Here is a 25,735-nt window from a genome sequence, read left to right on the forward strand (position 1 = left end):
CCCGCCCGCGCGGGGTCCCGTCACCGTCCGCAGCGTGGGCACCGCCGCCGGGTCCGCCGGTGGTGGTCGAGGGCGGCGATCCCCAGGCCCCAACCCCACACCCAGTAGCCCAGCTCGGCGGCCCAGAAGAAGGCCGGCGGGTAACGCCCCCCGCCGTCGAACGTGCCGGTGACCGTCTGCACGGCGAGCTGGCCGAGTCCGACGCCGAAGTAGCCGACCAGGCCGACCGAGAAGACGGCGGCCGGCACGAGCAGCAGCAGGCGGGGGACCCGCCGGCCGGCCAGCAGCGGCACCCAGCCCGGCCAGATCCGCCCCCAGGAATGCACCAGCGCCAACGGCAGCAGCACCCCGGCGAGCAGGAAGCCCACCTCGAAGGCGACCATCGAGGCCCCCTGGGCCAGCGGCACGTCGTCGAAGCCCACCGCCACCTGCGCGGCCAGCCGCACCAGGCAACCGGCCACCGCGACCCAGGCGGCGATCCGTGCCCGGCCCGGCACCCCCACCGGCCGCCCGGTCACCGGCCCGGTCCGCCCGCACCCCGCACAGTCCCCCCGGTACCGGCGGCGGTGCTCCAACAGCGCCACGTGCAGCAGCACCGCGCCGATGAGCGCGCCCACCCGGCTGGCCATCGCACCGGCGGTCGACGGCGCGAACGGCTGGAGGATCAGCAGCCCCACCACGTCGAGCAGCAGCAGGGCGCAGGCGGCCACCAGCGCCGCGCAGACCGCCCAGCCGGCGACGGCCAACGCCGGACGCCAGCGGTGGGCCCGGGCCAGCCCCACGGCCACCAGCCCGGCGGCGACACAGAGCGCCACCGCCGGCCACCCGTGGAAGACCACCAGGTCGACGCCGAGCGGCGGGAAGTCCGGCGGGCCGCTCACCGCCCAGGCGAGGCGCAGGGCGCCGTAACCCAGGGCCCACGCCCCGACGGCGTACGGCAGCAGCGGGCGACGGTGCACGGTGGACAGCAGGGTCGTCATGCCGTCCAGGCTGTCGCCGATCGACGCGCCGGGGTTCCCGTGCCGGAGGGGCGCTGCTCCCCCGCCCGGGTGAGGGCCACCACCGGGGACCGGCTCAGCGCAGCGCGACCGCCTGGATGCCGACGTTGCCGCAGCCGTTGAAGGTCTGCTCGGTGGTCCACGACACCAGCAGTTTCTGTCCCCGGGGCACCCGGAACCGGATGACCCACTGGGCGGTGTGGTTGGTGTGCGGGTCCTCCAGGCGCAGCGTCCGGGTCGGGCCGCCGGTGGAGAGCCGCACGTCGAGCCGACCCCGGGACATCCAGAGCCCGGCGAAGAGGTGGACGGTGCGCAGTTCGCCGCTGCCGGCCACGCTCAGGGCGAACCCGTTGCCGACGCCGCAGGCGTACGTGCCGGTCGACGTGGCGTCGGCGGATCCGACGGGCGTGCCGTCGCGCCAGCTGAACCCCTCCGGGTTGGTGTCGTACGTGCCGCGCTGCCCCCGGCCGCCCTCGTCGCGGATCTCCCCCGAGCCGTCGCGCTTGCGGACCGTCCGGTCGGGGCCGATCAGCCCCCAGTGCACCCAGTCGCGGGTGCCGAGGCCGGTCAGGTCCACCACGGCCGGCACCTCGGCCTCGGCGACGGTCAGCACCGGGGTGACCGGCTCCGGCTCCGGGGCCGGCGTCGGGGTGGTGGACGGGGAGGGGGTCGGCGACGGCGGGCGCTGCCGGGGCTGCAGTCCCGGCGAGGCGACGCCGGTGTCGGTGATCACGCCGGGCAGGCCGGTGGGACGGCCGGCCACCGTGGGCACGCCGGGGGAGAAGTCGCCGCCGGTCGCGGGCAGCTCCGGATCGGTCTCGAAGTTCAGGTACGCCACGAGTGTGAGCAGGCAGGCCAGCGCGGTCAGCGACTGGATCATCCAACGTCGACGGTACCGCTGGCGGTGGCGGGCCATCCGGGAGGTCGTTCCGCCGGTCGGACCCGGACCGATCCGTCGCACCTGGTCGTCCGTCACCGTTTCTCCGTTCCCCACACCGCAGCTCCGCCCATAGCCGCGCGTCCGCTCCACCGGGCCCGATCGTGATCACCTACGCGGCGTGAGCCCCGTCACGTTTTCATCCGTACGACCGGTTACGCCATAGGCAGGCCCGTCAGCGTTTCCACTTCGTTACCAAACGGCCGTAACGAAAACTGTCCTAACGACGCTGGGATCGACCCGCTCAGCCGAGTAGGGATCCTAACCCCCTGGTGTCCGCGCGGTCACCGTGCGGGTGGGCCGCCGTGGGTCGCGGCGAGGCGTCGTCGCGGCTCAGGTCCGCAGCACGTTGGCAAAGATCAGCAAGGCCAGGGCGGACTTCGCCCCCAGGCTGAGCAGGATGTAGACCACCTCTCCGAACCGGTACTCACGCCATCGGCCCACCTGGCGGTACTGGAGGGCCATGTTGACCGCGAAGCCCGCGAAGAGCACGAGCTGCACCAGCGTGATCGCGTACACGAAGGTGGGCACCTGCGGCGGCTGGGCGATGTAGACCCCGATCGCCACCCAGGGCGCGAGGCCGACCAGCGAGCCGAACCAGAACGCGCTCCAGTCCCCCGCGCCCGGCTTCTGCTGGCGTTCCATCAGCAGACCGAAGAGGATCATCGCGGTGTTGGCCGCGAAGATCCCGATCACCGCCGCGAGGTCGCGGATGCCGACGAAGAGTCCGATCAGGACGATCATGATGGACGCGCTGACCGAGTACTCGATCCACCGGGCGTAGTTGGCCCGCCGGTCCAGCGTGCGGGCGTACCAGCGGTGCACGCCGGGCGCGGCCACCACGAGATGGTCGACGGCGGCGAGCAGCAGGAAGACCGCCACCGTCGGGCCGATCGCCAGCCGGACGACCGTCTCGGGGAGGGTGCCGTCGCGCAGGGTCACCGGATCGGCGGTGAGGTAGGAGGCGGTCACCGGCAGCGCGAGGTCGTTGCTCGCCGCCCACATCACGATTCCCTCGGCGGCCAGCAACAGCCCGACCGCCACGTTGAGCCGGCGCAGCCGCCGGTCCCGAGAGTCCGCTCGTACCGCCATGAATCGCACGATACGGGCGCGGGGCGGTCCGGCGTCAGCGGATCTCGAAGCCCAGCGCCTGCGCCAGCACGATCGCCTGCTCCGCGTCGATCACCGCCCCGGCCCGCTCGACCGCCGTGGGGTCCAGCGCGGTCAGGTCGCTGCCGCGCAGGTCGGCGCGGGTGAGCCGGGCCGCGTGCAGCTGCGCGCCGGAGAAGTCGACGCCGGTCACCGTCGCCCCGGTCAGGTCGGCCCCGGTCAGGTCGGTCTCCCGCATCCGTACGTCGGTGAGCGTCACCCCACGCAGGTCGGCACCGGTCAGCGCGACGAACGACCAGTCCCCGCCCTCGACCCGCAGCGGACGCAGGTCGCACTCCGCGAAGGTGCTGCCGACCAGCTTGCAGCCGACGAACTCCGCCTCGAAGAGGTTGCACCGGCGGAACGCGCACCGGGTGAAGGCGGAGTCGACGTGCCGGGAGGCGTTGAACGCCACGTTGCCGAAGTGGCACTCGGTGAACGAGGCGCCCCGGCTGACCGCCTCGGTGAGGTCGACCCGCTGGAACGTGCAGCGGACGAAGTGCCGGTCGACCAGCTCCTCGGCGTACCAGTCGTCGTCGCGGAACGTCGCGTCCTCGGTCGTCTGCGGCATCGGACCACACTAACCAGGGGCTCCGACAGTGGGCTCCCGCTCTTCCGCCGCCGCCGTACCGGCTAGTAGGTTCGCGGACGTGAGCGTGGCACGCAGCATCGACCCGGACCAGATCGGCTTCGACCCCGCGCGGCTCGCGCGGATCGACGAACACTTCGGCCGCTACGTCGACGACGGCCGGCTCGCCGGCTGGCAGATCGTGGTGACCCGGCGCGGGGAGGTGGCGCACTCCTCGACGTACGGGCTGCGCGACGTCGAGGCGGGCACGCCGGTGGAGCAGGACACCGTCTGGCGGATCTACTCGATGACCAAGCCGATCACCTCCGTCGCGGCGATGATGCTGTGGGAGGAGGGCCGGTTCGAGCTGAACGACCCGATCAGCCGCTGGCTGCCGGAGTTCGCCGACGTGCGGGTCTTCGACAAGGGATCGGCGCTCAAGGCGTACACCGTGCCGGCGATCGAGCCGATCCGGGTCTGGCACCTGCTCACCCACACCTCCGGCCTGACGTACGGCTTCGCGCAGACCTCGGTGGTCGACGCCCTCTACCGGGCCGCCGGGTACGACCTGGGCGTACCGCCCGGGCTCGACCTCGCCGGGGCCACCGCCGGGATGGCGAAGCTGCCGCTGATGTTCCAGCCGGGCAGCGGTTGGAACTACGGCGTCTCCACCGACGTGCTGGGCCGGCTGGTCGAGGTGGTCTCCGGGCAGAGCCTGGAGGAGTTCTTCACCGAACGGATCCTCACCCCGCTGGGCATGACCGACACCCGGTTCTGGGTCGACGAGCCGAACGCCAAACGGCTCGCCGCGCTCTACACCCCGCACCCGGCCACCGGGCAGGCGGTCCGGGTCGACAAGATCGGCGCGTTCGCGCTGACCCGCCCGGAGTGCTTCTCCGGCGGCGGCGGGTTGGTCTCCACGGCCGCCGACTACCACCGGTTCACCCAGCTGCTGCTGCGCGGCGGCGAACTGGACGGCGTACGCCTGCTCGCCCCCCGCACGGTGCGTTACATGACCCGTAACCACCTGCCCGGCGGCGGCGACCTGGCGTCGTTCGAGCCGGAGGGGTTCGCCGAGACGGTGCTGGACGGCATCGGCTTCGGACTGGGCTTCGCGGTGGTCGAGGATCCGGTGCCGGCGCGGGTGCCGAGCAGCGTCGGCGAGTACTACTGGGGCGGGCTGGCCAGCACCGCGTTCTGGGTCGACCCGGCCGAGGAGGTCACCGCGCTGCTCTTCACCCAGCTGATGCCGTCGAGCACCTATCCGCTGCGCTCGCAGCTGCGCCAGCTGGTCTACTCCGCCCTGGTCGAGTGAGCCGTTCCGCCGACGGGCGGGCGGGTCGGTCCATAGCCTGGACGGCATGAGCGAGCGAATCGTCAGGCTCCGCGCGGTGGCGGGCAGGCCGCACAGCGGGGTGCCGGTATGAGCACCATCGTCGTGTACGGCGCCGGCGGCACCGCGGGCTCGCGGATCGTCGCCGAGGCGGTGGCGCGCGGGCACCGGGTCACGGCGGCGGTCCGCCGCCCGGAGGCGGTCACCTGGCTGCCCGCCGGGGTGCACCTGGTGACCGGGGACGCCACCTCGGCGCAGAACGTCCGGGACCTCGCCGGCGAGGCCGACGTGATCGTGGTGGCGGTCGGCGGCGGCGAGCGGGCGCTCTGGCGGGACGCGGCGCAGAACATGGTCACCGTCCTGCGCGACGTGCCGAACCCGCCCCGGGTCATCCACGTCGGCGGCGGGGCGACCCTGCTGACGGCGAGGGACACCCCGCTGCTGGACGAGCCGGACTTCCCTGAGGAGTACCGGGACGCGGCGCTGGGCCAGGCCGACGCGCTGGCCTGGTACCGCTCCTCGGCCGACGGGGTGACCTGGACGTACGTCTCCCCACCGCCGCTGGAGTTCCACCCGGGTGAGCGGACCGGCCGCTACCGCACCGGCACCGAGCACCCGGTGCTGGACGAGCAGGGGCGCTCGGTGCTGACCTACGAGGACCTAGCCGTGGCGATCGTCGACGAGATCGAGAATCCGCGCTTCGAGAACATGCGCTTCACCGCCGCGTACTGAGCGGCCGGGTCAGTCGGCGAGGCGGGCCGGGAAGCCGCCGGTGGCGACCGGCCCCCAGCTGTCGATGGTGACCCGGATCAGCGATTTGCCCTGCTTCACCATGGCTGCGCGGTACTCGTCCCAGTCCGGGTGCTCGCCGGAGATGCTGCGGAAGTACTCCACCAGCGGCTCCAGCGCCTCCGGCAGGTCGAGCACCTCGGCGGTGCCGTCGACCTGCACCCAGGGGCCGTCCCAGTCGTCGGAGAGGACGCAGGCCGAGACCCGCGGGTCACGCCGGATGTTGCGCACCTTGGCCCGCTCCGGGTAGGTGGAGATCACCAGCCGGCCCTCGGCGTCCACCCCGCAGGAGACCGGGGAGGACTGCGGCCGGCCGTCGGACCGGGTGGTCATCAGCACGACCCGGTGCCGGGGGCGGAGGAACTCGGTCAGGGCGTCCCGGTCGACCCGGGTGTTGCTCGCGACGGTGCGTGCCATCCCTCGGTTCTACCAGGCCACCGTCGTGCCGGCCCGGGTCGCCCCACCCTCCGCCCGGCGCCCGGAGGTCGGGTGCCCCGGATGTTCAGCGGGCCCGGCCGGCCACCCGGCCCGGCGCGGTCTGGGTGGGCACCCGGGGTCGCACGGTCGGCCGCCAGGCCCGGCCGTTGGCGTAGATCACCCGGAACCCGAGGTACGCCGCCAGCGGCGCCCAGTGCGCCGAGCCCATCCGCAGCTCGGCGGCGTTGTGCCGCTGGCCGTTGGCGAGCACGTCGAGCAGCACCGTCTCGAAGGCGGCCGACTCCACCCAGTCGACCTCCCGGGTGAAGCCGCAGACCAGCGCCGCTCCGGTGGTGTCGAGGAAGTCGCGCAGGGTGGCGTCGGAGGCGCGCAGGACCGAGCAGCTGCCGAAGTAGAGCCGCCGCCCCTCGCACCGCCCGGCCATCCGTTCGGCGACGTCGGTGAGGGCCACCGAGTCCCAGTCGGTGAGGCAGAGCCGGCTCGGTTCCCCGTGCATGGCGAAGAAGCCGACCCGGTAGTCGGCGTACTGCTTGAGCAGCCAACGGTCGACGAAGTAGAAGAGCTCGTCGCGGGTGGCGGCGTCCTTGTGAATGAAGCGGATCTTGCCGAGCCGTTCCAGCAGTTCCAGGGTGGGCAGGACCGAGCCGCGCTCGTGCAGGTCCCGGTGCCACTGACCCTCGACGCAGAAGACGCCACCACGTGCCACGTCCACCTCCCCCGTCCCGGGACCGACGTTACCGGTCGCCGGTCACGGGACGGCAGTCACCCCGGGTGACCGGACGGGTGTTTTCGGGTGCTGGTCGCCGTGTCGTGGCCGCTGTTCCGGATCGCGATCCGTCGGCCCATTCGGCCGTTTCGCAATTCACCGCAATTCCCAGGGAATGCCCAGCTACCAGCAATCGTGAGAACAATTCTCATCAACTGCCTCGAACCGGCAGAAGAGCTGTCAGGGTGGAAAGCGCGGGACGTCCCGGTCGATGTCCCGGTCGTCACCCCATCGCTCTCCTAACGGGAGGACACCTGTGCACCTACACACCCTGAAACGGGCCCTCGTCGCGTGTGCCCTGGCGCTGCCCGGGGCCGCGATCGCCGTGGTGGTCGCCGCGCCGGCGGCCCACGCCGACGGCTGCTACACCTGGCAGCGCACCCTCGCGCCGGGGCGCTCGGGCGAGGACGTCCGCCAACTGCAGATCCGGGTCGCCGGGTGGGCCGGCAGCGGCGGGATCGTCCGGATCGACGGCCGCTACGGCCCCGAGACCGCCGCCGCGGTGCGCCGGTTCCAGAGCGCGTACGGGCTGCGCAGCGACGGCATCGCCGGCCGGCAGACCTTCGCCAAGCTCTACCAGTTGCAGGACGACGACTGCACCCCCGCCCACTTCAGCTACACCGAACTGGACGACGGCTGCGGCCAGGGCGGATGGACGGGGGGCCCGCTGCCGGCCGGAGAGACCCGGACCAACGCGCTGCGCACCATGTGGAAGCTGGAGGCGCTGCGCCGCAGCCTCGGCGACCGGCCGCTCAACGTGACCAGCGGCTTCCGTGACATCGCCTGCAACCGCCAGGTGGGTGGCGCCTCCGACAGCCAGCACCTCTACGGCAACGCCGCCGACCTGGTCTCCCGGTCGCGCAAGCTGTGCGACGTCGCCCGGGCGGCACGCAACCACGGGTTCAGCGGGATCTTCGGCCCGGGATACACCAACCACGACAGCCACGTGCACGTCGACTCACGGCGGGAGAACGACCGCGACCGCACCCGCGACACGACGAGCTGGTCGGCCCCGGACTGCGGGGTCGGCGCCGCGGACTGAGCGTCGCGCCAGGTGTCGATGCCGGCCCGGAACGGGGTCCAACCCGGTCCGGGCCGGCATCGTGACGCCCGGGCGACGCCGGCGGTCGTACCTCCGCTCAGCTCGCCCGGGGCCAGCGCGGCGCGGTGGCGGGGGGTGCCACCGGCCGGCCGGGCCCACCGGGCCGGAGGGCGGGCCGCATCCCCGGTGCGGCCCCCCGGCCGGTCTGGCTCCGCGCCGGGTAACCGGCTGACCCGGCCTGGCTGCGCGCCGGATAGCCCGGCGCCTGCCGGGCCGGTGGGGCGGTGGCCGGCCGGCCCTGGGCCGGGCTGCCGTAGGTGAAGGGGAACGGCACGTGCACGAACGGGTTCCCGTGCCGGATCAGGGCCTCGATCTGACGCTCGTTGAGCCCGTGGTTCTCCAGCACCCGCCGGCCCCAGCGGTGCAGCCGGCAGGGGTACGACGCGCCGTCGTTGCGGCACAGCGGCCCGTTGGGCCACTCCTCGGCGGCGTGCACGACCACCGCCCGCACCGCGAGCCGGACGTCCTCCGGCGTCAGCGGCGCCGGCACCGGCACCTCGCCCAGGATCAGATCGATGGGGTCCGTCGACTGCTCACCAACTCGCACGGCAGGCCTCCCGCAGCTCGCCAGCGACTGCGGCTGTCCGCCGCAGCGCATCCTCGGCCAGTGGTACGGCCCACAGCGGGCAGAGGTTCAATCGCGCCAGGCGGTGAGAAGGTCGTCGGGGGACAGCACCCGCACCCCGTCCACCGTCGCTCCGGAACGCGACACCGCAATCGGCTCGACCTGCTCGTCGGCGCCCGGCATCCGGGCCCGGTGGGCGAGCAGTCGACCGAGGTCATGGGCATCGAAGGGGCGCTGCTCCAGCCACTTCACCGACCCCACGAAGGTGAGCCGACGAGCGACCGGTGCACGATCGGCACCGACCAGGTCGATCTCCGGATCATTGTTACGGGTCCAGTAGGCGCCCACCACCGTGGTCCCATCCGGCAACCATCCGTACGACAGTCGGCGCAGGCTCTCCCGCACGACGGGCTCGACTGCCCGGCCCCGCCAGGACGTCCACGACACCCTGATCCGGTCGAGGGTCAGGTCACCCCGACCACGCTCGATCTCGGGCAGGTGGGGTCCCAGGAAGGACAGCCAGAAGCGGAGGTACGGGTCGGCGACGGCGTAGCGCGTCTCCCGCGACGGTCGGGTGGACAGCGGTGTCGCGACATCGACGAGGCGCTTGTCGGTCAGCAGGCGCAGCGCGCGGCTGAGCGACGCCTGGGGCAGGTCGCCGGCGGCACGGGCGATGAGGGAGAAGGTGCGTTCACCGGAACCGATCGCCCGGAGCACCAGACCCGCCTGCGTCTGGGCGGGGAACTCCGCGGCCAGCGCCCGCTCCGCGCTGATCAGGAGCGCCGACGTCGGGTCGGTGACCGCCTCGTGCAGGTAGTCGTCCAAGGACGCGCCGGCGGGCCACTCGTCGAGGATCAGTGGCAGGCCGCCTGAGACCAGGTAGGCGTCGAAGGCGTCTGCCGCCGAAAGGTCGAGCATGTCGCGGACGTCCGTCGGGCTCAGCGGCGGGACGACCATCTCCGTGGCGCGCTGGTGGAACGGCCGCCCGTAGTCGTTCAGCGCCTCCATCATGGCCAGGTCGGAACCGACGCAGACCAGCAGCACCGGCCGCCGGGACAGTTCGCGGTCGAACACCTTCTGGAGCGTGCCCTCGAAGCCGGGGTCGGTGGCGATCAGGTAGGGCATCTCGTCGAGGATGACCACGCTCGGCCGGTCGGTCGGCAACGCGGCGGCGAGCAGAGTGAGGGCGGCGTCCCAGGTCGCCGGCCGCTGGGCCGTGAAGAGTGCGGCGCCCGGAAGCGTCGACGCGGCCGCGGCCTCGACGAACAGGTCGAGGTCGGCGGCGACCGTGGGCTGCGCCGAAGCAGTGAAGAAGAGGTGTGGCACCTGAGCCCGGTCGACGAACTCCTCGACCAGGCGCGACTTGCCGACCCTCCGTCGTCCCCGCATGAGCAGCGCTCGGCCGGGCCGCCCCGCCCGGCCACCACGAACCACCTTGCGCAGCATGCCGTCCAGGGCCGCCAGCTCACGGGTGCGTCCGACGAATCCGTCCACGCTTCCACCCTCGATACTCTCATCGGTGATACAACCAAGAATGAGTGTATCTGCTGGGCCTCGGTCCGGCGGCTCAGACCAGGCCCGCGTCGTGCACCAGCAGCGCCACCTGGACCCGGTTGTTCAGCTCCAACTTGGTCAGCAGCCGGGACACGTACGCCTTCACCGTCGCCACGCTCATGAACAGCTCCGCCGAGATCTCCGCGTTGCTGCGGCCCTGCCCGAGCGCGAGCGCGACCTCCCGTTCCCGCCCGGTGAGCCCGTCGAGCAGCCGCAGCGCCCGCAGCCGACGCGGATCCGGCCCGGACGGCGGGGCGACGGCGGTCACGTGCGTGATCAGCTTGCGGGTCACCGCCGGGGAGAGGGTCGCCTCCCCCGCTGCCACCCGGCGCACCGCCCGGACGATCTCGGCGGGCGGGGTGTCCTTGAGCAGGAAGCCGCCCGCCCCGGCGCGCAGCGCCCGCAGCACCTGCTCGTCGGCGTCGAACGTCGTCAGCACCAGCACCTCGGGCGGGTGGGGCCCCGCGCGCAGCGCCTCGGTGGCGGTCAGCCCGTCGACCCGGGGCATCCGGATGTCCATCAGCACCACGTCCGGCGCGTACGCCTCGACGGCGGCCGGCACCTCCGCGCCGTCGGCGGCCTCGCCGACCACCCGCACGTCGGGCACCCCGCCGAGGATCATCGACAGTCCGGCCCGGACCAGCGCGTCGTCGTCCACGATCAGCACCCGGACCGGCGCCCGCTCCCCCGCGCTCACGACGCCGGCCAGGGCAGCCAGGCGGCGAGCCGGAAGTCGCCGGCGGCGTCCCGCCCGTGCTCCAGCCGGCCACCGGCGAGGCTGACCCGCTCGGCGACGCCGACCAGGCCGGTGCCGGTGCCCGGGATCGCCGGGACGGGCGGCTCGCCGACCGGCCACGGGTTGCGGATCTCGACGGCGAGGCCGTCGCCGGGGCGACCGGCGAGCTGGACCGACACCAGCGCCCCCGGCGCGTGCTTGCGGGCGTTGGTCAGCCCCTCCTGCACGATCCGGTACGCGCTGCGCCCGACCGCCGGAGGCACGGCCGCCGCGTCGGCGACCGCGTCCACCACGCCGACCCGCACCCCGGCGGCCCGGGACTCCGCGACCAGCCCCGGCACATCGCCGAGGGTGGGCTGCGGGCGTTCCGGGGTGGCCGTCTCGGCGCCGCCGGGCTCGGCGCGCAGCACCCCGATCACCTCGCGCAGGTCCTGCAGGGCGGCGTGCGCGCTGGCCCGGATCACCCCGGCCGCCTTCGCGACCTCTTCCGCAGGCGCGTCGGGACGGAACTCCAGCGCCCCGGCGTGCAGGCTGAGCAGGGAGATCCGGTGCGCCAGCACGTCGTGCATCTCCCGGGCGATGCGGGTGCGTTCGAGCTGCCGGGCCTGGGCGACCCGCAGCTGCTGCTCGGCCTCGGCCCGGTCCGCGCGCTCGCGCAGCGACACCACCAACTGACGGCGGGCCCGGACGAAGAGCGCCCAGGCCACGATGACGCCGATCACCAGCACCGTGAACGCCACCGAGGCCCAGTACGGCATCGTCGGATCGGGGCGGACCGCGAGGAACACCGGGCTGCTCAGCAGGTGCACGGCGGTCAACGCCGCCGCCACCGGCAACGGGCGGTGCACCAGCACCGTGAAGAGGATGACCACCAGGGCCACCGACGCGCTGACCGAGAAGAGGATCAGCGGCAGGGTGAGCACGGCCAGCCCGACCGGCCAGCGCCGGCGCAGCCACAGGGCGGTGGAGGCCCACACGCCGAGCACCAGGTCGACCTCGTTGAGCCAGGACGGTCCGGCGTTGAGGGCCATCTCCGGCTCCGGCCCGAGCGAGTCGCCGAAGGCGAGCACCGCCCAGGCCAGGGAGAGCAGGAAGAGCAGGCCGTCGACCAGCCAGTCCCGGGGCGTCCGGCGGGCCACCCGGGAGGCGGGGGCGAGGGACCCCGGCAGCAGCCAGGGATGTTCGGGTACGACGACGGCGCTGCTCACCGGTCCATGCTAGGAAGCCGCCCCGCCGCGCCGACACCTACCAAAGTCGAGGTCTGCCGGTAGACCGAGGTATGAGCGGCTCTCGACCGCCGGCCGCAGCGCGGGGCCGGGTGGCACGGGCAGGCTCGACGCCATGATCACGGTCGAACACCTCACCAAACGGTACGGCCCGCACGTCGCCGTCGACGACGTCTCGTTCCACTGCGAACCGGGGACGGTGACCGGGTTCCTCGGCCCGAACGGCGCCGGCAAGTCCACCACCATGCGGATGATCTGCGGGCTCACCCCGCCGACCTCCGGCGGCGCCACCGTCACCGGCCGCCGCTACCGGGAGCTGCCCAACCCCGGCCGGGAGATCGGGGTGCTGCTGGACGCCTCGGCGCAGCACGCCGGGCGCACCGGCCGGGAGGCGCTGACCCTGGCCGCCCGGACGATGGGCGTGGAGCGTGGGCGGGTGGGCGCGGTGCTCGACCTGGTCGGGCTGAACGCCACGGCGGCGAAGCGGCGGGTCGGGGCGTACTCGCTCGGGATGCGGCAGCGGCTCGGCCTGGCGCTGGCGCTGCTGGGCGACCCCCGGGTGCTGATCCTGGACGAGCCGGCCAACGGCCTCGACCCGGAGGGCATCTTCTGGATGCGCGGCCTGCTGCGCGACTTCGCCGACCGGGGCGGCACCGTGCTGCTCTCCTCCCACCTGCTGCGCGAGGTGGAGGCGGTCGCCGACCGGGTCGTGGTGATCGGCGGCGGCCGGGTGGTGGCCGCCGGCGGCAAGGACGAGCTGCTGGCCGGTGCCGGCACCCTGGTCCGCGGCCGCGACCCGCACGCCCTGCGGCTGACCCTGGACCGGGCCGGCCTGAACGCCACCGCCGGGACCGACGGCGGCTTCCTGGTCCGGGCCGAACCCGGCGCCGTGGGGCAGGTCGCCGCCGACGCCGGACTGGTCCTCACCGAGCTGCGTCCCGCCGGCAGCGGCGGCCTCGAACAGCTCTTCCTCACCCTCACCGCCGGCGCGTCGACGAAGGAAGCCGTGAAATGACCACCACCACCGCACCCGCCGTCACCAGCCGCCGCCCGGTGGCCGCCGGGCCGTCCCTGGCCCGGCTGACCGGGGTGGAGCTGCGCAAGCTCGCCGACACCCGGGCCGGACGCTGGCTGCTGGCCACCATCGGGCTGATCGCCGCCGCCATCGTCACCGTGCAGCTGTTCGTCCTCGACGACGCCGAGCAGACGTTCACCGCGTTCTTCGTCCCGTCGCTGCTGCCGGTCGGGCTGCTCCTGCCGGTGCTCGGCATCCTCTCCATCTGCGCGGAGTGGTCCCAGCGCACGGCGCTGACCACGTTCGCCCTGGTCCCACGCCGGGAACGGGTGGTGCTCGCCAAGCTCGTCGCGGTGGTGCTGGCGGCGCTGGCCTCGGTCGGGGTCAGCCTGGCCGTCGCCGCCGTCGGCACGCTGCTCGCCGCGGCCACCGGCGGCGCGGGCGAGTGGAACCTCGACTGGCAGCTGCTGCCGCACGCGGCCGTGTTCCAGGTGGCGAACGTGCTGATGGGCGCGGGCTTCGGCCTGCTGCTGCTGAACACCCCGCTGGCGATCGTCACGTACCTGCTGCTGCCGACCGTGTGGAGCATCCTCTCCGCGATGGTGCAGGCCCTGCACCGGCCCGCGGCGTGGCTGGACACCTCGGTGACCATGGAACCGCTGCTCGGCACCGAGGTCACCGCCGGCCAGTGGGGTCGGCTCGCGGTGTCGCTCCTGGTCTGGATGGTCGTGCCGCTGGCCGCCGGGCTGGCCCGCACCCTGCGGCGGGAGGTGTCCTGACCGTGGACGCCCAGGGGCACGGCAGCGTCACGGTGGTCGGTGGCGGAATCGGGGAGCTGGTGGTCATGTGGGGCGGGTTCCCACTGCTCGGGGCCGGACTGGGCGCCGCGCTCACCGCCGGCTCGGGCTGGCTCGCCGACCTGGCCTGGGTGCCGTTCCAGGGCTGGTTCGCGCTGCTGTCCGGGCTGCCCGAGGCCCAGGCGTACGCCGGCGGCACGGGGGTGCCGGCGCTGGCCGGGTTGCTGGTGGCGTACGTCGGCACCCGGGAGCGGCTCACCGTGACGGTGGGCCGCACCGGGGTGCGGCTGCACCGCGACGGGCACGGGCGCGACGTCGACCGGGCCGGGGTGGACGCCGTCTTCCTCGACGGCAAGGCGCTGGTGCTGCTCGACGCCGACGGCGCGGAGCTGGCCCGGGAGAAGTCGGACCTGACCCGGGACCGGCTGCGGGCGGCGTTCACCGGGCACGGCTGGCCGTGGGTCGAGCAGGACCCGCACCGGGAGGCGTACCGGCGGTGGGTGGCGGGGCTGCCCGGGCTGCCGCCCGGCGGGGACGCGCTGCTGCGGGCCCGGCAGCGTGCCCTGGACGCCGACCGCGGCGGCGAGGCCCGCGAGCTGCGCGCCGAACTGGCCCGGCTCGGGGTGGTCGTGCGCGACGAGGGCAGACGGCAGTACTGGCGACCGGTGGAGGTTCCGCTTCACCGGGAGCAGACCCCCGACGAGCGGTAGCGTGCGGAGGGAGGAGCCCTGACGGCCCGGGAGCGTGCCTGATGACCGAGCAGCAGCCGTACCGGGTGGTGGCCAGGCACCCGGGCTTCGAGCTGCGCCGGTACCCGGCCCACCTGGTCGCCGAGATGCGGGTGGAGGGGACGCTCGTCGAGGCGGGCAACTCCGCGTTCCGCCCGCTGGCCGGGTACCTCTCCGGGGCCAATCGGCCCCGGCGGACGGTCGCCATGACCGCTCCCGTGGTGCAGGAGTCCACCGGCGCCGAGCGGATCGCGATGACCGCGCCGGTCGTGCAGGAGGAGGGCGAGCGGCCCGGCTGCTGGCTGGTGCGGTTCGTGCTGCCGGCGGGCCTCTCCGCGGCGACCGCCCCCGAGCCGCAGGACCCGCGGATCACCGTCCGGGAGGTCCCCGGGCAGCTCGCCGCCGCCGTCCGTTTCTCCGGGCGGTGGACGGAGAAGGCGTTCGGCCGGCGGGCCACCGCGCTGGGCCGGGCGGTGACGGCGGCGGGCCTGACCCCGTCGGGCGCGATCCGGTACGCCCGCTTCGACCCGCCGTGGAAGCCGTGGTTCCTGCGCCGCAACGAGGTGGTCCTCCCGGTCGCCGAGTGACCGGGCCACGGGTCGTGTCGTTGGGGCATACGTCCCCCACGGGACTCCACGCCGATCGGTGAAGGGGACGACGATGGCCTCCGCAGGCAACGGCACCGGGATCTTCCGACGCAAGCCCGTCGAGGAGATCACCGACGAGGTGGAGGGCGCGTCGCTGGCCCGCTCGCTGGGGCTGTGGCAGCTCACCGCGATCGGCGTCGGCGGCATCATCGGCGCCGGCATCTTCGCCCTGGCCGGGGCGGTGGCGAGTGAGACGGCCGGCCCCGCCGTGCTGGTGTCGTTCCTGATCGCCGGCCTGGCCAGCGCAGCGGCCGCGCTGTCGTACGCCGAGTTCGCCGGCATGATCCCGAAGGCCGGCTCGGCCTACACCTACGGATACGCGGTGCTCGGCGAGGCGGTCGGCTGGTTCATCGGCTGGGACCTGCTGCTGGAGTACACCGCCATCGTGGCGGTGGTGGCGATCGGCATCTCCGGCTACTTCGGCTTCCTCGTCGGTGAGTTGGGCGTGGAACTGCCGGCGTGGATGCTCGGCGCGCCGGGCACCGGCGAGGGCCACGTGGTCGACCTGTTCGCCGTGATCCTCTGCCTCTTCATCGCCTTCCTGCTGACCCGCGGCATCAAGACGGCGGCCCGGTTCGAGACGTTCGTGGTCGGCCTGAAGGTGGCCGTGGTGCTGCTGGTCATCGTGGTCGGCTTCTTCTACGTGAAGACTGCGAACTACTCGCCGTTCTTCCCGTTCGGCATCGCCGGGGCGTTCACCGGCGCGGCCACCGTCTTCTTCGCCGTCTTCGGCTACGACGCGATGAGCACCGCCGCCGAGGAGTCCAGGGACGCCCGCCGGCACATGCCGAAGGCCATCATCTATTCGCTGGCCATCTCGATGGTGCTGTACGTGCTGGCCACGCTGGTGCTCACCGGCATGCAGAACTACCGGGAGATCGACCCGGAGAGCGGCTTCTCCTCGGCGTTCGCCTCGGTGGGGCTCTCCGGCCTGGCCAGCGTCATCGCGGTCGGCGCGATCATCGGCATCCTGACCGTGATGTTCACCTTCATGCTCGGGGTGACCCGGGTGTGGTTCTCGATGAGCCGGGACGGGCTGCTGCCGGCCTGGTTCGCCAAGGTGCACCCGGTCCGCCGGGTGCCGGTGCGGGTCACCTGGATCGTCGGGGCGGGCTCGGCGCTGATCGCCGGCTTCCTGCCGATCCGGGAGGCGGCGGAGCTGACCAACATCGGCATCCTGCTGGCGTTCGTGGTGGTCTGCATCGCGGTGATCGTGCTGCGCTACCGCCGCCCGGACGCGCCACGCACGTTCCGGCTGCCGGGCATGCCGGTGGTGCCGGCGCTCGGCGCGCTCTTCTCCGTCTGGCTGATCACCTTCCTGGCCCCGGTGACCTGGCTGCGGTTCGCGGTCTGGTTCCTGCTCGGCGCGCTCCTCTACGCCGTCTACGGCTACCGCCGCTCGGCGCTGGCCCGCCGGGACGGCTCCGGGCGGCCCAGTTCCTGACCGAGCCGTTCCAGGCGGATCAGCAGCAGGGCCGTGCCGAGCCCGGCGGACAGTCCCGCCAGTGACGTGAGGACGTCGGAGTCGGCGCTGTTGATCGGGCTGTTGCCGGCGAGGGCGGTCAGCGGGGCCGCCAGGTGCAGCATCCCGCTGACGACGACCGCCACGACCAGCAGCACCTGCGGGACGACCGCCGCGACGAGGGCGGCCAGTCCGTGCCGCCACCACGTGGGGCGGCCGCCCGGCCAGTCCCACGCCAGCAGGGTGACCCCGGCCAGCAGGAGCGTGCCGAGCGCGGCGGCGGGCGTCAACCGTTGACCTGGCGCGACTGCCCGCACCAGGAGCAGGCCGGCGACGCCCACGACGGCGAGCCCGGCCGCCACCGCCTGCCGCCGACGGCGTTCCACGGTGTCCGGGCGCCCCGGGGCCACGGGGTGCCGTTCACCGCGCGACGACGACGCGGGCGCGGCGGCCGACCCGCACGCCACGGCCAGCGCGAGCAGCAGCAGGGCGGTGGCCACCGCCGCCGGGTCGAGTTCCGGCTCCCGGTCGGTGGGTGACTCGGTCAGCACGGCGACCAGCACGAGCACCGCCGTCACGCAGGCCGTCCCGGCCAGCACCGGCCGGTCCGGGTCGGCGCGGGCCTGCCGGCGTACCACGATCGCGGTGACGGCGACGGCCAGGCAGCCGGCGACGGCGAGCGCCCCGGTCGGCCCGGCGCCGTGCGGGTCGGCGCGGTCGACGGCGACGTCCACGGCCAGCCAGCCGCCGGCGAGCAGCACCGCCGGCACCGCCGAGCCGCGCCGGCCCCCGCCGGCCAGCACCAGCCCGGCCGCGACCGCCAGGATCGCCAGGAATCGCAGGTCGCGGGCCCAGTAGCTGTTGTTCCCGGGCAGCGTCTCGGACCACGGCCCGATCGGCTCGGTGAGCGGTTGCAGGACGGTCATGCCGACCGCCCAGAGCACGGCCGCCGCGACGGCGAGGCCCACACCGGCGACGTACCTGACTCCCGGTCGCAGACCGTGACCGTCGCGAGTCGCCATCATGGATGGTCAGACTCCGCCGCGCCCGCTACGGTTCCCCCGTCTGGGGAGGTGCCGTCGGTGTACGTGGTGTCAGTGATCAATTACAAGGGCGGGGTGGGCAAGACCACCCTGACCGCCAACATCGGTGCGGAGCTGGCCAACCGGGGGATGAAGGTGCTGCTGGTCGATCTCGACCCGCAGACCAGCCTGACCTTCAGCTTCTACGACCCCGACGACTGGCGGGAACGGCTGCGCGACGGGCGCACCGTGAAGCGGTGGTACGACGGGCTGCGCGGCGACACCCCGGCGGTCACCCTGGGTGAGCTGGTGGTCTCTCCCGGCCCGGCCAACGCCCACCTGTCCGGTGCGGGGCGGCTCGACCTGATCGCCTCGCACCTCGGCCTCACCGACATCGACCTGGCGCTGGCCCGGGGCGTGGCCGACGGCGACGAGTACGACCGGGAACTGTTCCGGGTCCGCGGCTCGCTCGCCGAGGGGCTGCACGACGAGGCGCTGGGCGGCTACGACCTGGTGCTCATCGACTGCCCGCCGAACTTCAACGTGGTCACCCAGTCCGCCATCATCGCCAGCGACCACCTGCTCATCCCGGCGAAGGCGGACTACCTGTCCACCCTCGGCATCGACTACCTGTGCGGCAACGTCCGGGAACTGGTCGACCGCTACAACGCCGACTCGCGGCGCTTCGCCACCATCCGGCGGCACCACAAGGTGGCTCCCGGCATCGCCGGGGTGGTGTTCACCATGATCCACCTGAGCGCGCAGCAGCCGATCGCCGCGCACCAGGGCTACATGGACCAGGTCCGCGCGCTCGGCCTGCCGGTCTTCCCGACGGTGCTGCGGGAGAACGTCACCCTGTTCGCCGCGAACACCCCGCGCGGCGTGCCGGCGGTGCTGCGTCCCCGGGTGGGGCTGCCGGCCGTGCAGGAGGAGCTGCGCCGGATCACCACCGAGTTCATCGCGCACCTGCAACCGGCCGAGGCGGCGGCGTGACCGACCCGGCCGTCACCGCCGCGCTGCTGATCCGCCTCGCGGAGCTGGTGGAGGATCTCCCGGCCGCCGAGGTGGCCGCGCTGGTCGAGGGGCGGGCCCGGCTGGCGGTCGTGCCGACCCCGGCCGCCGCGCCCACCGCCGTCGCCGGGCGCCCGCCCGCGTCGCGCCGGTCGGCCGCGCCGGTCACCGACCCGGACCGGGCGGTGGCGGCGCTGGCCGCGCTGACCACCCGCCAAGACGGTACGGCGTACCTCGCCGGCTGGTCGGGCAGGGAACTGCGGGCGCTGGCGGCCCGGCTCGGGCTGCGCGGGGTGGCCGGCATCCGCAAGGCCGACCTGGTGGAGCGGATCATCGACCGGACGGTCGGCTTCCGGGTGAACTCCACCGCGATCCGTCAGCTCTGAGGCGCTCGCCGGGTGGATCACCGCCGCCCGGTGCCGCCCCTGACCGCTCCGGCCGCCGGCACGTGTCCGGCGCGTCGCAGCTCGGCCGCGGCGAGCAGGTCGTCCAGCGCGTCCAGCTCGGCCCAGCCGTTGACGCTGACCCGGCCGGCCGGGTCGACCAGCACCTCCACCCGGTCCGGGATGCGCCGCAGCTCGTCGAGCAGGCCGGGGAAGCGGTCACCGAGCAGGACGAACTCCTGGTTCGTGGAGCCCACCCAGGGCCGCCCGGTGTCGACCAGGTCGGCCCGGAACGGGCCGGCGACCAGCAGGTCGGTCGAGGCCAGCAGGGCGGCCACGTCCGCGCGGCCACCGTCGACCGCGCGGCGCAGCCCCTCGGTGGTGTAGCCGGTGAAGGTCATCACCGAGCGGCCGGCGTCGCGTACCCCGGCGGCCACCTCGGCCAGGGCGGCGGCCTGGTCGAACGGTTCCCCGCCGAGCAGCGTCAGCCCCTCGCTGTCGGCGGCGAGCACCCGGGCGAGCAGGTCGGCGGGGGCGAGCAGGTCCCCGCCACGGAAGCCCCACAGCTGCGGGTTGAAGCAGCCGGGGCAGCGGATGGCGCAGCCCTGCACCCAGACGGCGGTCCGGATGCCCGGCCCCTCGGCCCGGGTGGTGGCCACGAACCGGGCCACCGCCACCGGGCCCGTCACCGGCGGCCGGACCGGGCCGGCCTCAGAAATCGAGTACGCGTCCATGCCCGGTCCCCGGTGGCGGTGACGGAGGTGGCGCGCAGACCAGCACGTGCCGCAGCGGGGCGTACTCGTGCGGGGCCAGGCCGGCGGCGGCGACGAACTCGGCGACGCTGCCGAAGGCCCGGCGGGCGTCCCGTTCGGCGAGCACCCGGTGCACCCGGGCCGCGTCGAAGCCGGGCAGGACGCCGAGCTGCGCGGCGGTCGCCGTGTTGACGTCCACCGTCGACCCGGCGGGCGGACCGGACGCGGGAGCGCCGGACACCGGCGGCGCGACCGGCATCGCCGGTGGGGTGGCCGGCATCGCCGGCACCGGTGGCACGACCGGCATCGTCGGCGCGGGCCTGGCGACCGGCATCGTCGGGGTGGCCGGCGGGCCCCAGGGCGCGGCGGGTGACTGCGGATTCGGCGGCGCGGAGACCGGCGGGAGGCCGGCTGCGGCCGGGCCGACCGGCGACCCCGGTGGGGGCGGCCAGGCGGTGTACGACGGGACCGGCGGCGGCGCCAGCGGCTGACCGTCGCCCGACCAGCCCTGCGGCTGCCGGTACCAGGGCCGGTACCCGGCCTGCCAGCGCAGCCAGGCCGGGTTGATCAGGAGGCCGTGCACCACGCAGGCGACCCAGGTCGCCAGCGCCAGCGAGGCCGAGATGTCCCCCCGGACGCTGTCCTTGTCGCCGTCGGCCAGGAACAGGGCGGTCCAGCCGAGCACCGCGTAGCCGATACCGGCGATCCACCAGGCCGGGCGGCGGGCCCGCAGTCCGACGTAGAGGAAGCCGAAGCCGCCGACACAGCCGCACCCGACGATGGGCAGGAGCAGCCACCAGCTGTGCAGCAACCGCCACTTCCAGTCCGCCGCCGGATGCGTCGGCGACGGCTTGACCGGTGGCGGGCCGAGGGTGGCCGGGCCACCCGAGCCGTACGCGCCGGGCGGCGGGCCGGGTGGGAACGGCGACGGCTGCCAACTCCCGTCAGGTCCGGTCGACATCGTGCTCCTCCTGCCGGAGGTCCACCCCGGCCCGGGTGTGGTCGGCGGTGTACGCGCTCTGCACCGCACGGGCCGCCAGCAGGTCCTCCAGCAGGGCGACGTAGTCCAGGCAACGATCGCCGTGGACACCCCGGGTCTCGGCGCTGACCGCGCCGTCCGGGCCCACCGTCACCACCACCCGGGGCCGGTCGTTCACGCCGACCTCCCCTCGACGGCGAAGACCAGCCGCACCGAGGTGTCCTCGGTGACCTGCTCGGACTCCAGGCGCAGCCCGGCGGCCGGCGCCTGCGCACGCAACCGCTCCAGCACCGCCCGCTGCACCTGCCGCCCGTACGCGGCGTCGACGCCCTGCACGATCTCGACCGCCCGCGCGTCGTCGACCTCGCCGGTGAGGTGCGCGGTCCAGATGCCGTCGGCGTCGCGCCGGAAGTCCGCGCGTACCCCCGACCAGTCGGCGGTCAGCACGTCGGCGTCGGCGGTGACCACGGCGTCGGTGTCGCGCAGCGCGGCGGCCAGCAGGTTCTCGTCGCGCATCCGGGTCTGCACCTGGCAGACCACCCGGCCCCGCTCGTCGCGGTCGGCGCGGGCCGTGTGCGCGGCGGTCACCGTGGCCACCGCCAAGGGCAGGAGTATCAGCGAGATGCTCACCGGCATCCTCTCGTCGTCGTGGTCGGTGCCGTCAGAACTCCACCGCCCGGCCGCCGTGCCGCCCGGGACCGGTCCCGCTGCGGGCGTCCAGGTCCCAGTCCTCGGCGGCGGTGGCGGCGACCGCGCGGCGTTCCGCCCAGTTCCGTACCGCGGTGATCCGCTCGGCCTGGGTGACGCTCAACGGCACCATGTTGACCAGTGCGCGCAACAGGTCGTCGCGGCGCAGTGGCCGGCGCTCGGCGTACGCGTCGACGAGCGCGCCCACCACCGCCTGCTCGATCTCGGCGCCGGAGTAGCCGTCGCTCAACTCGGCCAGCTCCGCGAGCAGGGCGTGGTCGACGGTGAGCGCGCCCGCGACGGCGGGGTGGCGCAGCCGGCGCTGCACGTGCAGGGCCCAGATCGAGGCGCGCTCGGCCCGGGTCGGCAGGTCCACGAAGAAGATCTCGTCGAAGCGTCCCTTACGCAGCAGCTCCGGCGGCAGGCCCTCGAAGTCGTTGGCGGTGGCGATGACGAAGACCGCCCGGGTCTTCTCCTGCATCCAGGTGAGGAACGAGCCGAAGACCCGCGCCGAGGTGCCCGAGTCGCCGGTGCCGCCGCCGAAGCCCTTCTCGATCTCGTCGAGCCAGAGCACGCAGGGCGCGGCGGCCTCGGCCGTGCGGATCGCCTCGCGCATGTTCTGTTCGCTGGAGCCGACCAGACCGGCGAAGACCTTGCCGATGTCCAGGCGCAGCAGCGGCAGCCCCCAGGCGGCGGCGACCGCCTTGGCGGTCAGCGACTTCCCGCAGCCCGGCACCCCGGTGATCAGGACGCCGCGTGGTGCGGGCAGCCCGTACGCGGACGCCTCGGCCAGCCAGAGGCCGTCCCGCTTGGCCAGCCAGCGTTTCAGGTTCTCCAGGCCGCCGACGTCGCCCAGCGCGACCTCGGCCTCGACGAACTCCAGCAGGCCGGAGCGGCGTACCGCCTGGCGTTTCTCCTCGTGCACCAGGGCGACGTCGCGTGCGTCGAGGACGCCGTCGTCCACCATGGCCCGGGCGAAGGCGTTCTCCGCCTCGTGCAGGGTCAGCCCGAGGGCGGCCTTGGCCAGGCGTTCGCGCCCCTGCGCGTCGAGGTCGATGCGGATCCGGCCGCCGGCGGTGTTGGCGGCGATCATCCCTTCCAGCACCGCCCGGATCTCGACCTCGGTGGGCAGGGGGAAGTCGACGGCGGTGACGTCCTTGGTCAGCTCCACCGGCAGGTGCGGCACCGGTGACACCAGGACCAGGGTGCGGGGCACCGGCCCGGAGCGGTAGGCGGCGGCCAGGTCGCGCAGCCGGCGTACCACGCCGGGGTCGGCGGGCCGACCACCGGCGCCGAGGGCCGGGTGCAGGTCGAGCAGGACGACGACCGCCGGTTCGTCGAGCCGCAGCACCGCGTCGAGCGCGGCCTCCGGGTCACCGGCGCCGTTGCGGCGGCTGCCGTCGGGGGCCACCAGGCCGTGGGTCGTCGACCAGACCCACACCCCGCGCGGGGTGCGTACCCGGGCGGGGTCGTGGGCGACCGCGGTGATCTCGGCGATCACCCGCTGTTCCTCGTACGACTCGACGTGCAGCACCGGGATGCGGGCCTTGAGCAGTTGCGACAGGGTGTCGCGGAAGGTCGCCACCGCCGATCCCTCCCCCCGAGAGCGCCGCCGAGCCGGCCAGACTGTAGCACCGGGTCGGCGGGGCGGTACGTGCCCTGAGCAGGGGCCCCCGCAGCACCGCATCGGTCCGGGCCGACTCGTCCGTCCGGCTGATCACCGCAGTCATGATCTTGCCTCTGACCTGGGCCCCCGATACGCTCCCGCGGCTATCCCTCGTGAAAGGACCCCCTGTGACCACTCCCGTCACGACCCAGAAGTCCTGGCTCGTCACTCTGCTGCTCTGCTTCTTCCTCGGCACCCTCGGTGTGCACCGCTTCTACACCGGCAAGGTCGGCACCGGGGTGCTGCAGCTGCTCACCGTCGGCGGCCTGGGCGTCTGGACGCTGATCGACTTCATCATGATCCTGGTCGGCTCGTTCAAGGACAAGCAGGGCCAGCCGCTCGCCAAGTGACACCGGCCGGGGCCGGGACCAGGTCCGGTCCCGGCCCCGCCCTCGTTCAGAAGCGGTACGCCGTGCCGTACTCGGGGACCAGCACCCGGCTGCGCGGTGACGCCCTGCGTACGGCCGTGACCAGCTCTTCCAGGCGCCTACGGTCGTTCGGCGCGACGACCGGCGGGTTGGTCAGCGGCGTCTCGAAGTTGTCCCAGTGCACCGGCACCACGACCGCCGGGTGGTCCAGCGCCGCCATCAGCCGGGGCACGTAGTCGGCGGTCGAGCCGGTGGCCGGCAGCGCCACCATCGCCACGTCGGGCGCCAGGCCGGTGAGGTTGCGGGCGGCGAAGTCACTGGCGCCCATGAAGAAGACCGACGGCCCGCCGTCGACCCGCAGCTGGTACGCCAGGGTGTTTCCTTCGGGCAGGTCGGCGATGGTGGCCGGCTTCGCCGGCGGGCTGACCCGTACGCCGGGGAACGCCATCGACCACGACGCGTTGCGGCTGTGCAGCGCGGCCACCACCTCGACGCTGTGGTCGCCGAACTCCAGCACCTCGCCGCCGGAGACCGGGCTGAGCTGCCCGGCCGGCAGCCCGTACGCGATGCCCAGGTGGTAGGCGGTGAGCGTGCCGAAAACCCGCGCGCCGGTACGCCCGGCGATGTACGGCACGTCGTTGAAGTGGTCCCAGTGGGTGTGGGTGACCAGGACGGTGGTGGCCCGGTCCACCAGGGAGTCCACCACCGACGACCGCACGGTCAGTGGGGTGGCCGGGTCGAACGCGCCCCGGAACAGGCCGGTGTCGTAGCGGCTGAGGTACGGGTCGACCAGCACGGTCCGCTCGCCGATGTCGATCCGCCAGCCGGAGGTCCCCCACCAGCGGAAGGTGACCGGCCCGGAGCGGGCGGGCCGGGTCGCGGCGGCGGGCGCGGTGACCGGCGCGGCTGCGGCGGGCGTGCCGGCGACGAGCCCGCCGGCGGTGAGCGCGGCGGCCCCGGCGGCGGTGTCGCGCAGGAAGCGGCGGCGGTCGAGCTGGTGTGCGGACATGGTGGATCCTCCCCGTCTCACGCGGTACGTGGTCGACCCACAGCCCACCACCACGCCGGCCGTGGCGTCCAAGACCGGATGCCGCAACCGTCGATACCGGTGCGGATATCGGGCCAGCTCACCACCGCTGTCGATGGGCCGGACCGACGGCGGATTCAGGTGTCGCGCAGCGCCTGCACGGCGATCCGGGCGGCCTCGCCCATGGCCAGGTCCACGTCGCTGCGGTGGGTGCCGAGGTGCGCGGCGCGGACGAGGACGGCCATCGCGTACCGGGTGCCGTCCGGGTACTCGGCCACTCCGGCGTCGAGGTAGAGCCCGGGCAGGGTGCCGGTCTTCGACACCACCCGCACCCCGGGCGGGAAGCCGGAGGCGAGCCGGGTCCGTACGAGCTGGCGGGACATCAGTTCCCGCACGGTGGCGCAGGCGACGGCCGGGCCGGCCCGGTCGCGCCAGATCAGGGTGAGCAGCCGGGTGAGGTCGCGGGCGGTGCTCGACGAGGTCCGCTCCGGGTCGAAGACCCGCATCGCCCGGATCCGCTCCTCGGGCAGGGTCGGGAGGATCCGGGCGAAGTCCGCCTCGGTACGGGCGCCCACGTCGGCGAGCATCAGCTCCACCAGGTCGCGCGGTCCACCCCGGACCCGGGTACACCCCAGCTCCAGCTCGGCGGCGAGCATCGGCAGCACGTCCGCCCCGACCCGGCGCAGCAGCAGGTCGGCGGCGGTGTTGTCGCTGACCGACATGGCGAAGTACGCCAGGTCGCGCAGGGACACCTCGACGTCGTCGGCGCAGCCGGCCACCCCCCAGCCGCCGAGCCGGTCAGCCGCGATCACCAGCACCCGCTCGGTCGGGTCGAGCTGCCCGGCGGCGACCTGCCGGGCGAACTCCAGCACCAGCAGGATCTTGAAGACCGAGGCGATGACGGTCCGCCGGTCGGCGTCGAGCGCGACCTCCCGCCCGTCCGGCCCGTCCACCGGCACGACGTGCAGGCTGCCGGTGACCCCCGCCCGCGCGAAGACCTGCGCGATCCGCTGCTGAACTGCCACCGGAG

The 25,735-nt window shown here is 74.0% G+C and carries 29 protein-coding genes; 11 read left to right on the plus strand and 18 right to left on the minus strand.

Going from position 1 to position 25,735, the window contains the following annotated elements:
- Positions 1-20 precede the first annotated feature (20 nt).
- The 4 genes from ACPFP2_RS03980 to ACPFP2_RS03995 form a co-directional block, all read right to left on the minus strand.
- Entirely contained in the window at positions 21-980 is a 960-nt protein-coding gene (locus tag ACPFP2_RS03980; protein WP_424086167.1) for a hypothetical protein, read from the minus strand.
- 94 nt (positions 981-1,074) lie between these two features.
- On the minus strand, positions 1,075-1,878 hold the full coding sequence (locus ACPFP2_RS03985; protein WP_424086169.1) for a hypothetical protein: 804 nt from the start codon (positions 1,876-1,878) through the stop codon (positions 1,075-1,077).
- A 390-nt stretch (positions 1,879-2,268) separates the two neighbouring features.
- Entirely contained in the window at positions 2,269-3,027 is a 759-nt protein-coding gene (gene heR, locus ACPFP2_RS03990; protein WP_424086172.1) for a heliorhodopsin HeR, read from the minus strand.
- A 34-nt stretch (positions 3,028-3,061) separates the two neighbouring features.
- Positions 3,062-3,655 (minus strand): pentapeptide repeat-containing protein, encoded by a 594-nt coding sequence (locus tag ACPFP2_RS03995; RefSeq protein ID WP_424086174.1) that lies wholly within the window; start codon positions 3,653-3,655, stop codon positions 3,062-3,064.
- A 79-nt stretch (positions 3,656-3,734) separates the two neighbouring features.
- Between ACPFP2_RS03995 and ACPFP2_RS04000 the strand changes: the two genes are divergently transcribed.
- Together ACPFP2_RS04000 and ACPFP2_RS04005 are read left to right on the plus strand one after the other, a co-directional pair.
- Positions 3,735-4,967: a serine hydrolase domain-containing protein gene (locus ACPFP2_RS04000; RefSeq protein WP_424086176.1), complete on the plus strand. Its 1,233-nt coding sequence runs from the start codon at positions 3,735-3,737 to the stop codon at positions 4,965-4,967.
- A 108-nt stretch (positions 4,968-5,075) separates the two neighbouring features.
- On the plus strand, positions 5,076-5,717 hold the full coding sequence (locus ACPFP2_RS04005; RefSeq protein ID WP_424086178.1) for an NAD(P)-dependent oxidoreductase: 642 nt from the start codon (positions 5,076-5,078) through the stop codon (positions 5,715-5,717).
- A 9-nt stretch (positions 5,718-5,726) separates the two neighbouring features.
- On the opposite strand, the gene ACPFP2_RS04010 is transcribed toward ACPFP2_RS04005, so the two are convergent.
- Positions 5,727-6,191, minus strand: coding sequence for a PPOX class F420-dependent oxidoreductase (locus tag ACPFP2_RS04010; protein WP_424086180.1), 465 nt, complete (start codon positions 6,189-6,191; stop codon positions 5,727-5,729).
- Positions 6,192-6,276: 85 nt separating this feature from the next.
- Positions 6,277-6,918 (minus strand): DUF6642 family protein, encoded by a 642-nt coding sequence (locus tag ACPFP2_RS04015; RefSeq protein WP_424086181.1) that lies wholly within the window; start codon positions 6,916-6,918, stop codon positions 6,277-6,279.
- Positions 6,919-7,234: 316 nt separating this feature from the next.
- On the opposite strand from ACPFP2_RS04015, the gene ACPFP2_RS04020 reads away from it, so the two are divergent.
- A complete protein-coding gene (locus tag ACPFP2_RS04020; RefSeq protein ID WP_424086183.1) occupies positions 7,235-8,020 on the plus strand; it encodes a D-Ala-D-Ala carboxypeptidase family metallohydrolase in 786 nt (261 codons plus the stop codon).
- Between the two features lie 97 nt (positions 8,021-8,117).
- On the opposite strand, the gene ACPFP2_RS04025 is transcribed toward ACPFP2_RS04020, so the two are convergent.
- The 4 genes from ACPFP2_RS04025 to ACPFP2_RS04040 form a co-directional block, all read right to left on the minus strand.
- Complete coding sequence (locus ACPFP2_RS04025; protein ID WP_424086184.1) at positions 8,118-8,627, minus strand: hypothetical protein; 510 nt, start codon at positions 8,625-8,627, stop codon at positions 8,118-8,120.
- Positions 8,628-8,714: 87 nt separating this feature from the next.
- Positions 8,715-10,139, minus strand: coding sequence for an ATP-binding protein (locus tag ACPFP2_RS04030; RefSeq protein WP_424086186.1), 1,425 nt, complete (start codon positions 10,137-10,139; stop codon positions 8,715-8,717).
- Positions 10,140-10,212: 73 nt separating this feature from the next.
- Entirely contained in the window at positions 10,213-10,821 is a 609-nt protein-coding gene (locus ACPFP2_RS04035; protein WP_424086335.1) for a response regulator, read from the minus strand.
- A gap of 71 nt (positions 10,822-10,892) precedes the next feature.
- Complete coding sequence (locus ACPFP2_RS04040; protein WP_424086188.1) at positions 10,893-12,143, minus strand: sensor histidine kinase; 1,251 nt, start codon at positions 12,141-12,143, stop codon at positions 10,893-10,895.
- A 133-nt stretch (positions 12,144-12,276) separates the two neighbouring features.
- Here ACPFP2_RS04040 and ACPFP2_RS04045 point away from each other — a divergent pair, with 133 nt between their 5' ends.
- From ACPFP2_RS04045 to ACPFP2_RS04065, 5 genes are all read left to right on the plus strand, one after another.
- On the plus strand, positions 12,277-13,176 hold the full coding sequence (locus tag ACPFP2_RS04045) for an ATP-binding cassette domain-containing protein (protein ID WP_424086190.1): 900 nt from the start codon (positions 12,277-12,279) through the stop codon (positions 13,174-13,176).
- Entirely contained in the window at positions 13,173-13,955 is a 783-nt protein-coding gene (locus ACPFP2_RS04050) for an ABC transporter permease (protein WP_424086192.1), read from the plus strand. Before ACPFP2_RS04045 ends, ACPFP2_RS04050 begins: the two co-directional genes overlap by 4 nt.
- A gap of 2 nt (positions 13,956-13,957) precedes the next feature.
- Positions 13,958-14,683, plus strand: coding sequence for a YqeB family protein (locus tag ACPFP2_RS04055; RefSeq protein ID WP_424086194.1), 726 nt, complete (start codon positions 13,958-13,960; stop codon positions 14,681-14,683).
- A gap of 41 nt (positions 14,684-14,724) precedes the next feature.
- Positions 14,725-15,288 (plus strand): SOUL family heme-binding protein, encoded by a 564-nt coding sequence (locus tag ACPFP2_RS04060; protein WP_424086196.1) that lies wholly within the window; start codon positions 14,725-14,727, stop codon positions 15,286-15,288.
- A 73-nt stretch (positions 15,289-15,361) separates the two neighbouring features.
- Complete coding sequence (locus tag ACPFP2_RS04065; protein ID WP_424086197.1) at positions 15,362-16,792, plus strand: amino acid permease; 1,431 nt, start codon at positions 15,362-15,364, stop codon at positions 16,790-16,792.
- Here the strand turns inward: ACPFP2_RS04065 and ACPFP2_RS04070 are convergent.
- A complete protein-coding gene (locus ACPFP2_RS04070) occupies positions 16,738-17,778 on the minus strand; it encodes a hypothetical protein (RefSeq protein ID WP_424086199.1) in 1,041 nt (346 codons plus the stop codon). The genes ACPFP2_RS04065 and ACPFP2_RS04070 overlap by 55 nt on opposite strands.
- 123 nt (positions 17,779-17,901) lie before the next feature.
- Between ACPFP2_RS04070 and ACPFP2_RS04075 the strand changes: the two genes are divergently transcribed.
- On the plus strand, positions 17,902-18,825 hold the full coding sequence (locus ACPFP2_RS04075) for a ParA family protein (protein ID WP_424086201.1): 924 nt from the start codon (positions 17,902-17,904) through the stop codon (positions 18,823-18,825).
- The gene (locus ACPFP2_RS04080; RefSeq protein WP_424086203.1) at positions 18,822-19,229 is read left to right on the plus strand and encodes a hypothetical protein; all 408 of its coding nucleotides are present in this window, start codon (positions 18,822-18,824) and stop codon (positions 19,227-19,229) included. Before ACPFP2_RS04075 ends, ACPFP2_RS04080 begins: the two co-directional genes overlap by 4 nt.
- Positions 19,230-19,246: 17 nt before the next feature.
- Here ACPFP2_RS04080 and ACPFP2_RS04085 read toward each other — a convergent pair whose 3' ends face one another.
- Genes ACPFP2_RS04085 through ACPFP2_RS04105 form a run of 5 tightly spaced genes read right to left on the minus strand, consistent with a single transcriptional unit; the run spans position 19,247 to position 23,229 of the window.
- Complete coding sequence (locus ACPFP2_RS04085) at positions 19,247-19,960, minus strand: 4Fe-4S single cluster domain-containing protein (RefSeq protein ID WP_424086205.1); 714 nt, start codon at positions 19,958-19,960, stop codon at positions 19,247-19,249.
- A complete protein-coding gene (locus ACPFP2_RS04090) occupies positions 19,938-20,939 on the minus strand; it encodes a ComEA family DNA-binding protein (RefSeq protein ID WP_424086207.1) in 1,002 nt (333 codons plus the stop codon). Before ACPFP2_RS04090 ends, ACPFP2_RS04085 begins: the two co-directional genes overlap by 23 nt.
- Complete coding sequence (locus tag ACPFP2_RS04095; protein WP_424086209.1) at positions 20,923-21,135, minus strand: DUF2997 domain-containing protein; 213 nt, start codon at positions 21,133-21,135, stop codon at positions 20,923-20,925. Before ACPFP2_RS04095 ends, ACPFP2_RS04090 begins: the two co-directional genes overlap by 17 nt.
- Positions 21,132-21,587 carry a hypothetical protein gene (locus ACPFP2_RS04100; protein WP_424086211.1) on the minus strand — a complete coding sequence of 152 codons (456 nt, stop codon included), beginning with the start codon at positions 21,585-21,587 and terminating at the stop codon, positions 21,132-21,134. The genes ACPFP2_RS04095 and ACPFP2_RS04100 overlap by 4 nt, the downstream gene beginning before the upstream one ends.
- Positions 21,588-21,618: 31 nt before the next feature.
- Positions 21,619-23,229: an AAA family ATPase gene (locus tag ACPFP2_RS04105; RefSeq protein ID WP_424086213.1), complete on the minus strand. Its 1,611-nt coding sequence runs from the start codon at positions 23,227-23,229 to the stop codon at positions 21,619-21,621.
- A gap of 209 nt (positions 23,230-23,438) precedes the next feature.
- Between ACPFP2_RS04105 and ACPFP2_RS04110 the strand changes: the two genes are divergently transcribed.
- The gene (locus ACPFP2_RS04110) at positions 23,439-23,660 is read left to right on the plus strand and encodes a TM2 domain-containing protein (protein WP_424086215.1); all 222 of its coding nucleotides are present in this window, start codon (positions 23,439-23,441) and stop codon (positions 23,658-23,660) included.
- Between the two features lie 46 nt (positions 23,661-23,706).
- On the opposite strand, the gene ACPFP2_RS04115 is transcribed toward ACPFP2_RS04110, so the two are convergent.
- Together ACPFP2_RS04115 and ACPFP2_RS04120 are read right to left on the minus strand one after the other, a co-directional pair.
- Entirely contained in the window at positions 23,707-24,687 is a 981-nt protein-coding gene (locus tag ACPFP2_RS04115; RefSeq protein ID WP_424086217.1) for an MBL fold metallo-hydrolase, read from the minus strand.
- Between the two features lie 155 nt (positions 24,688-24,842).
- A complete protein-coding gene (locus ACPFP2_RS04120; protein ID WP_424086219.1) occupies positions 24,843-25,730 on the minus strand; it encodes a serine hydrolase in 888 nt (295 codons plus the stop codon).
- Between the last annotated feature and the right edge of the window lie 5 nt (positions 25,731-25,735).

Origin of the sequence: Micromonospora citrea (genome assembly GCF_049629545.1) — a bacterium.
Taxonomy (GTDB): Bacteria; Actinomycetota; Actinomycetes; order Mycobacteriales; family Micromonosporaceae; genus Micromonospora; species Micromonospora citrea_A.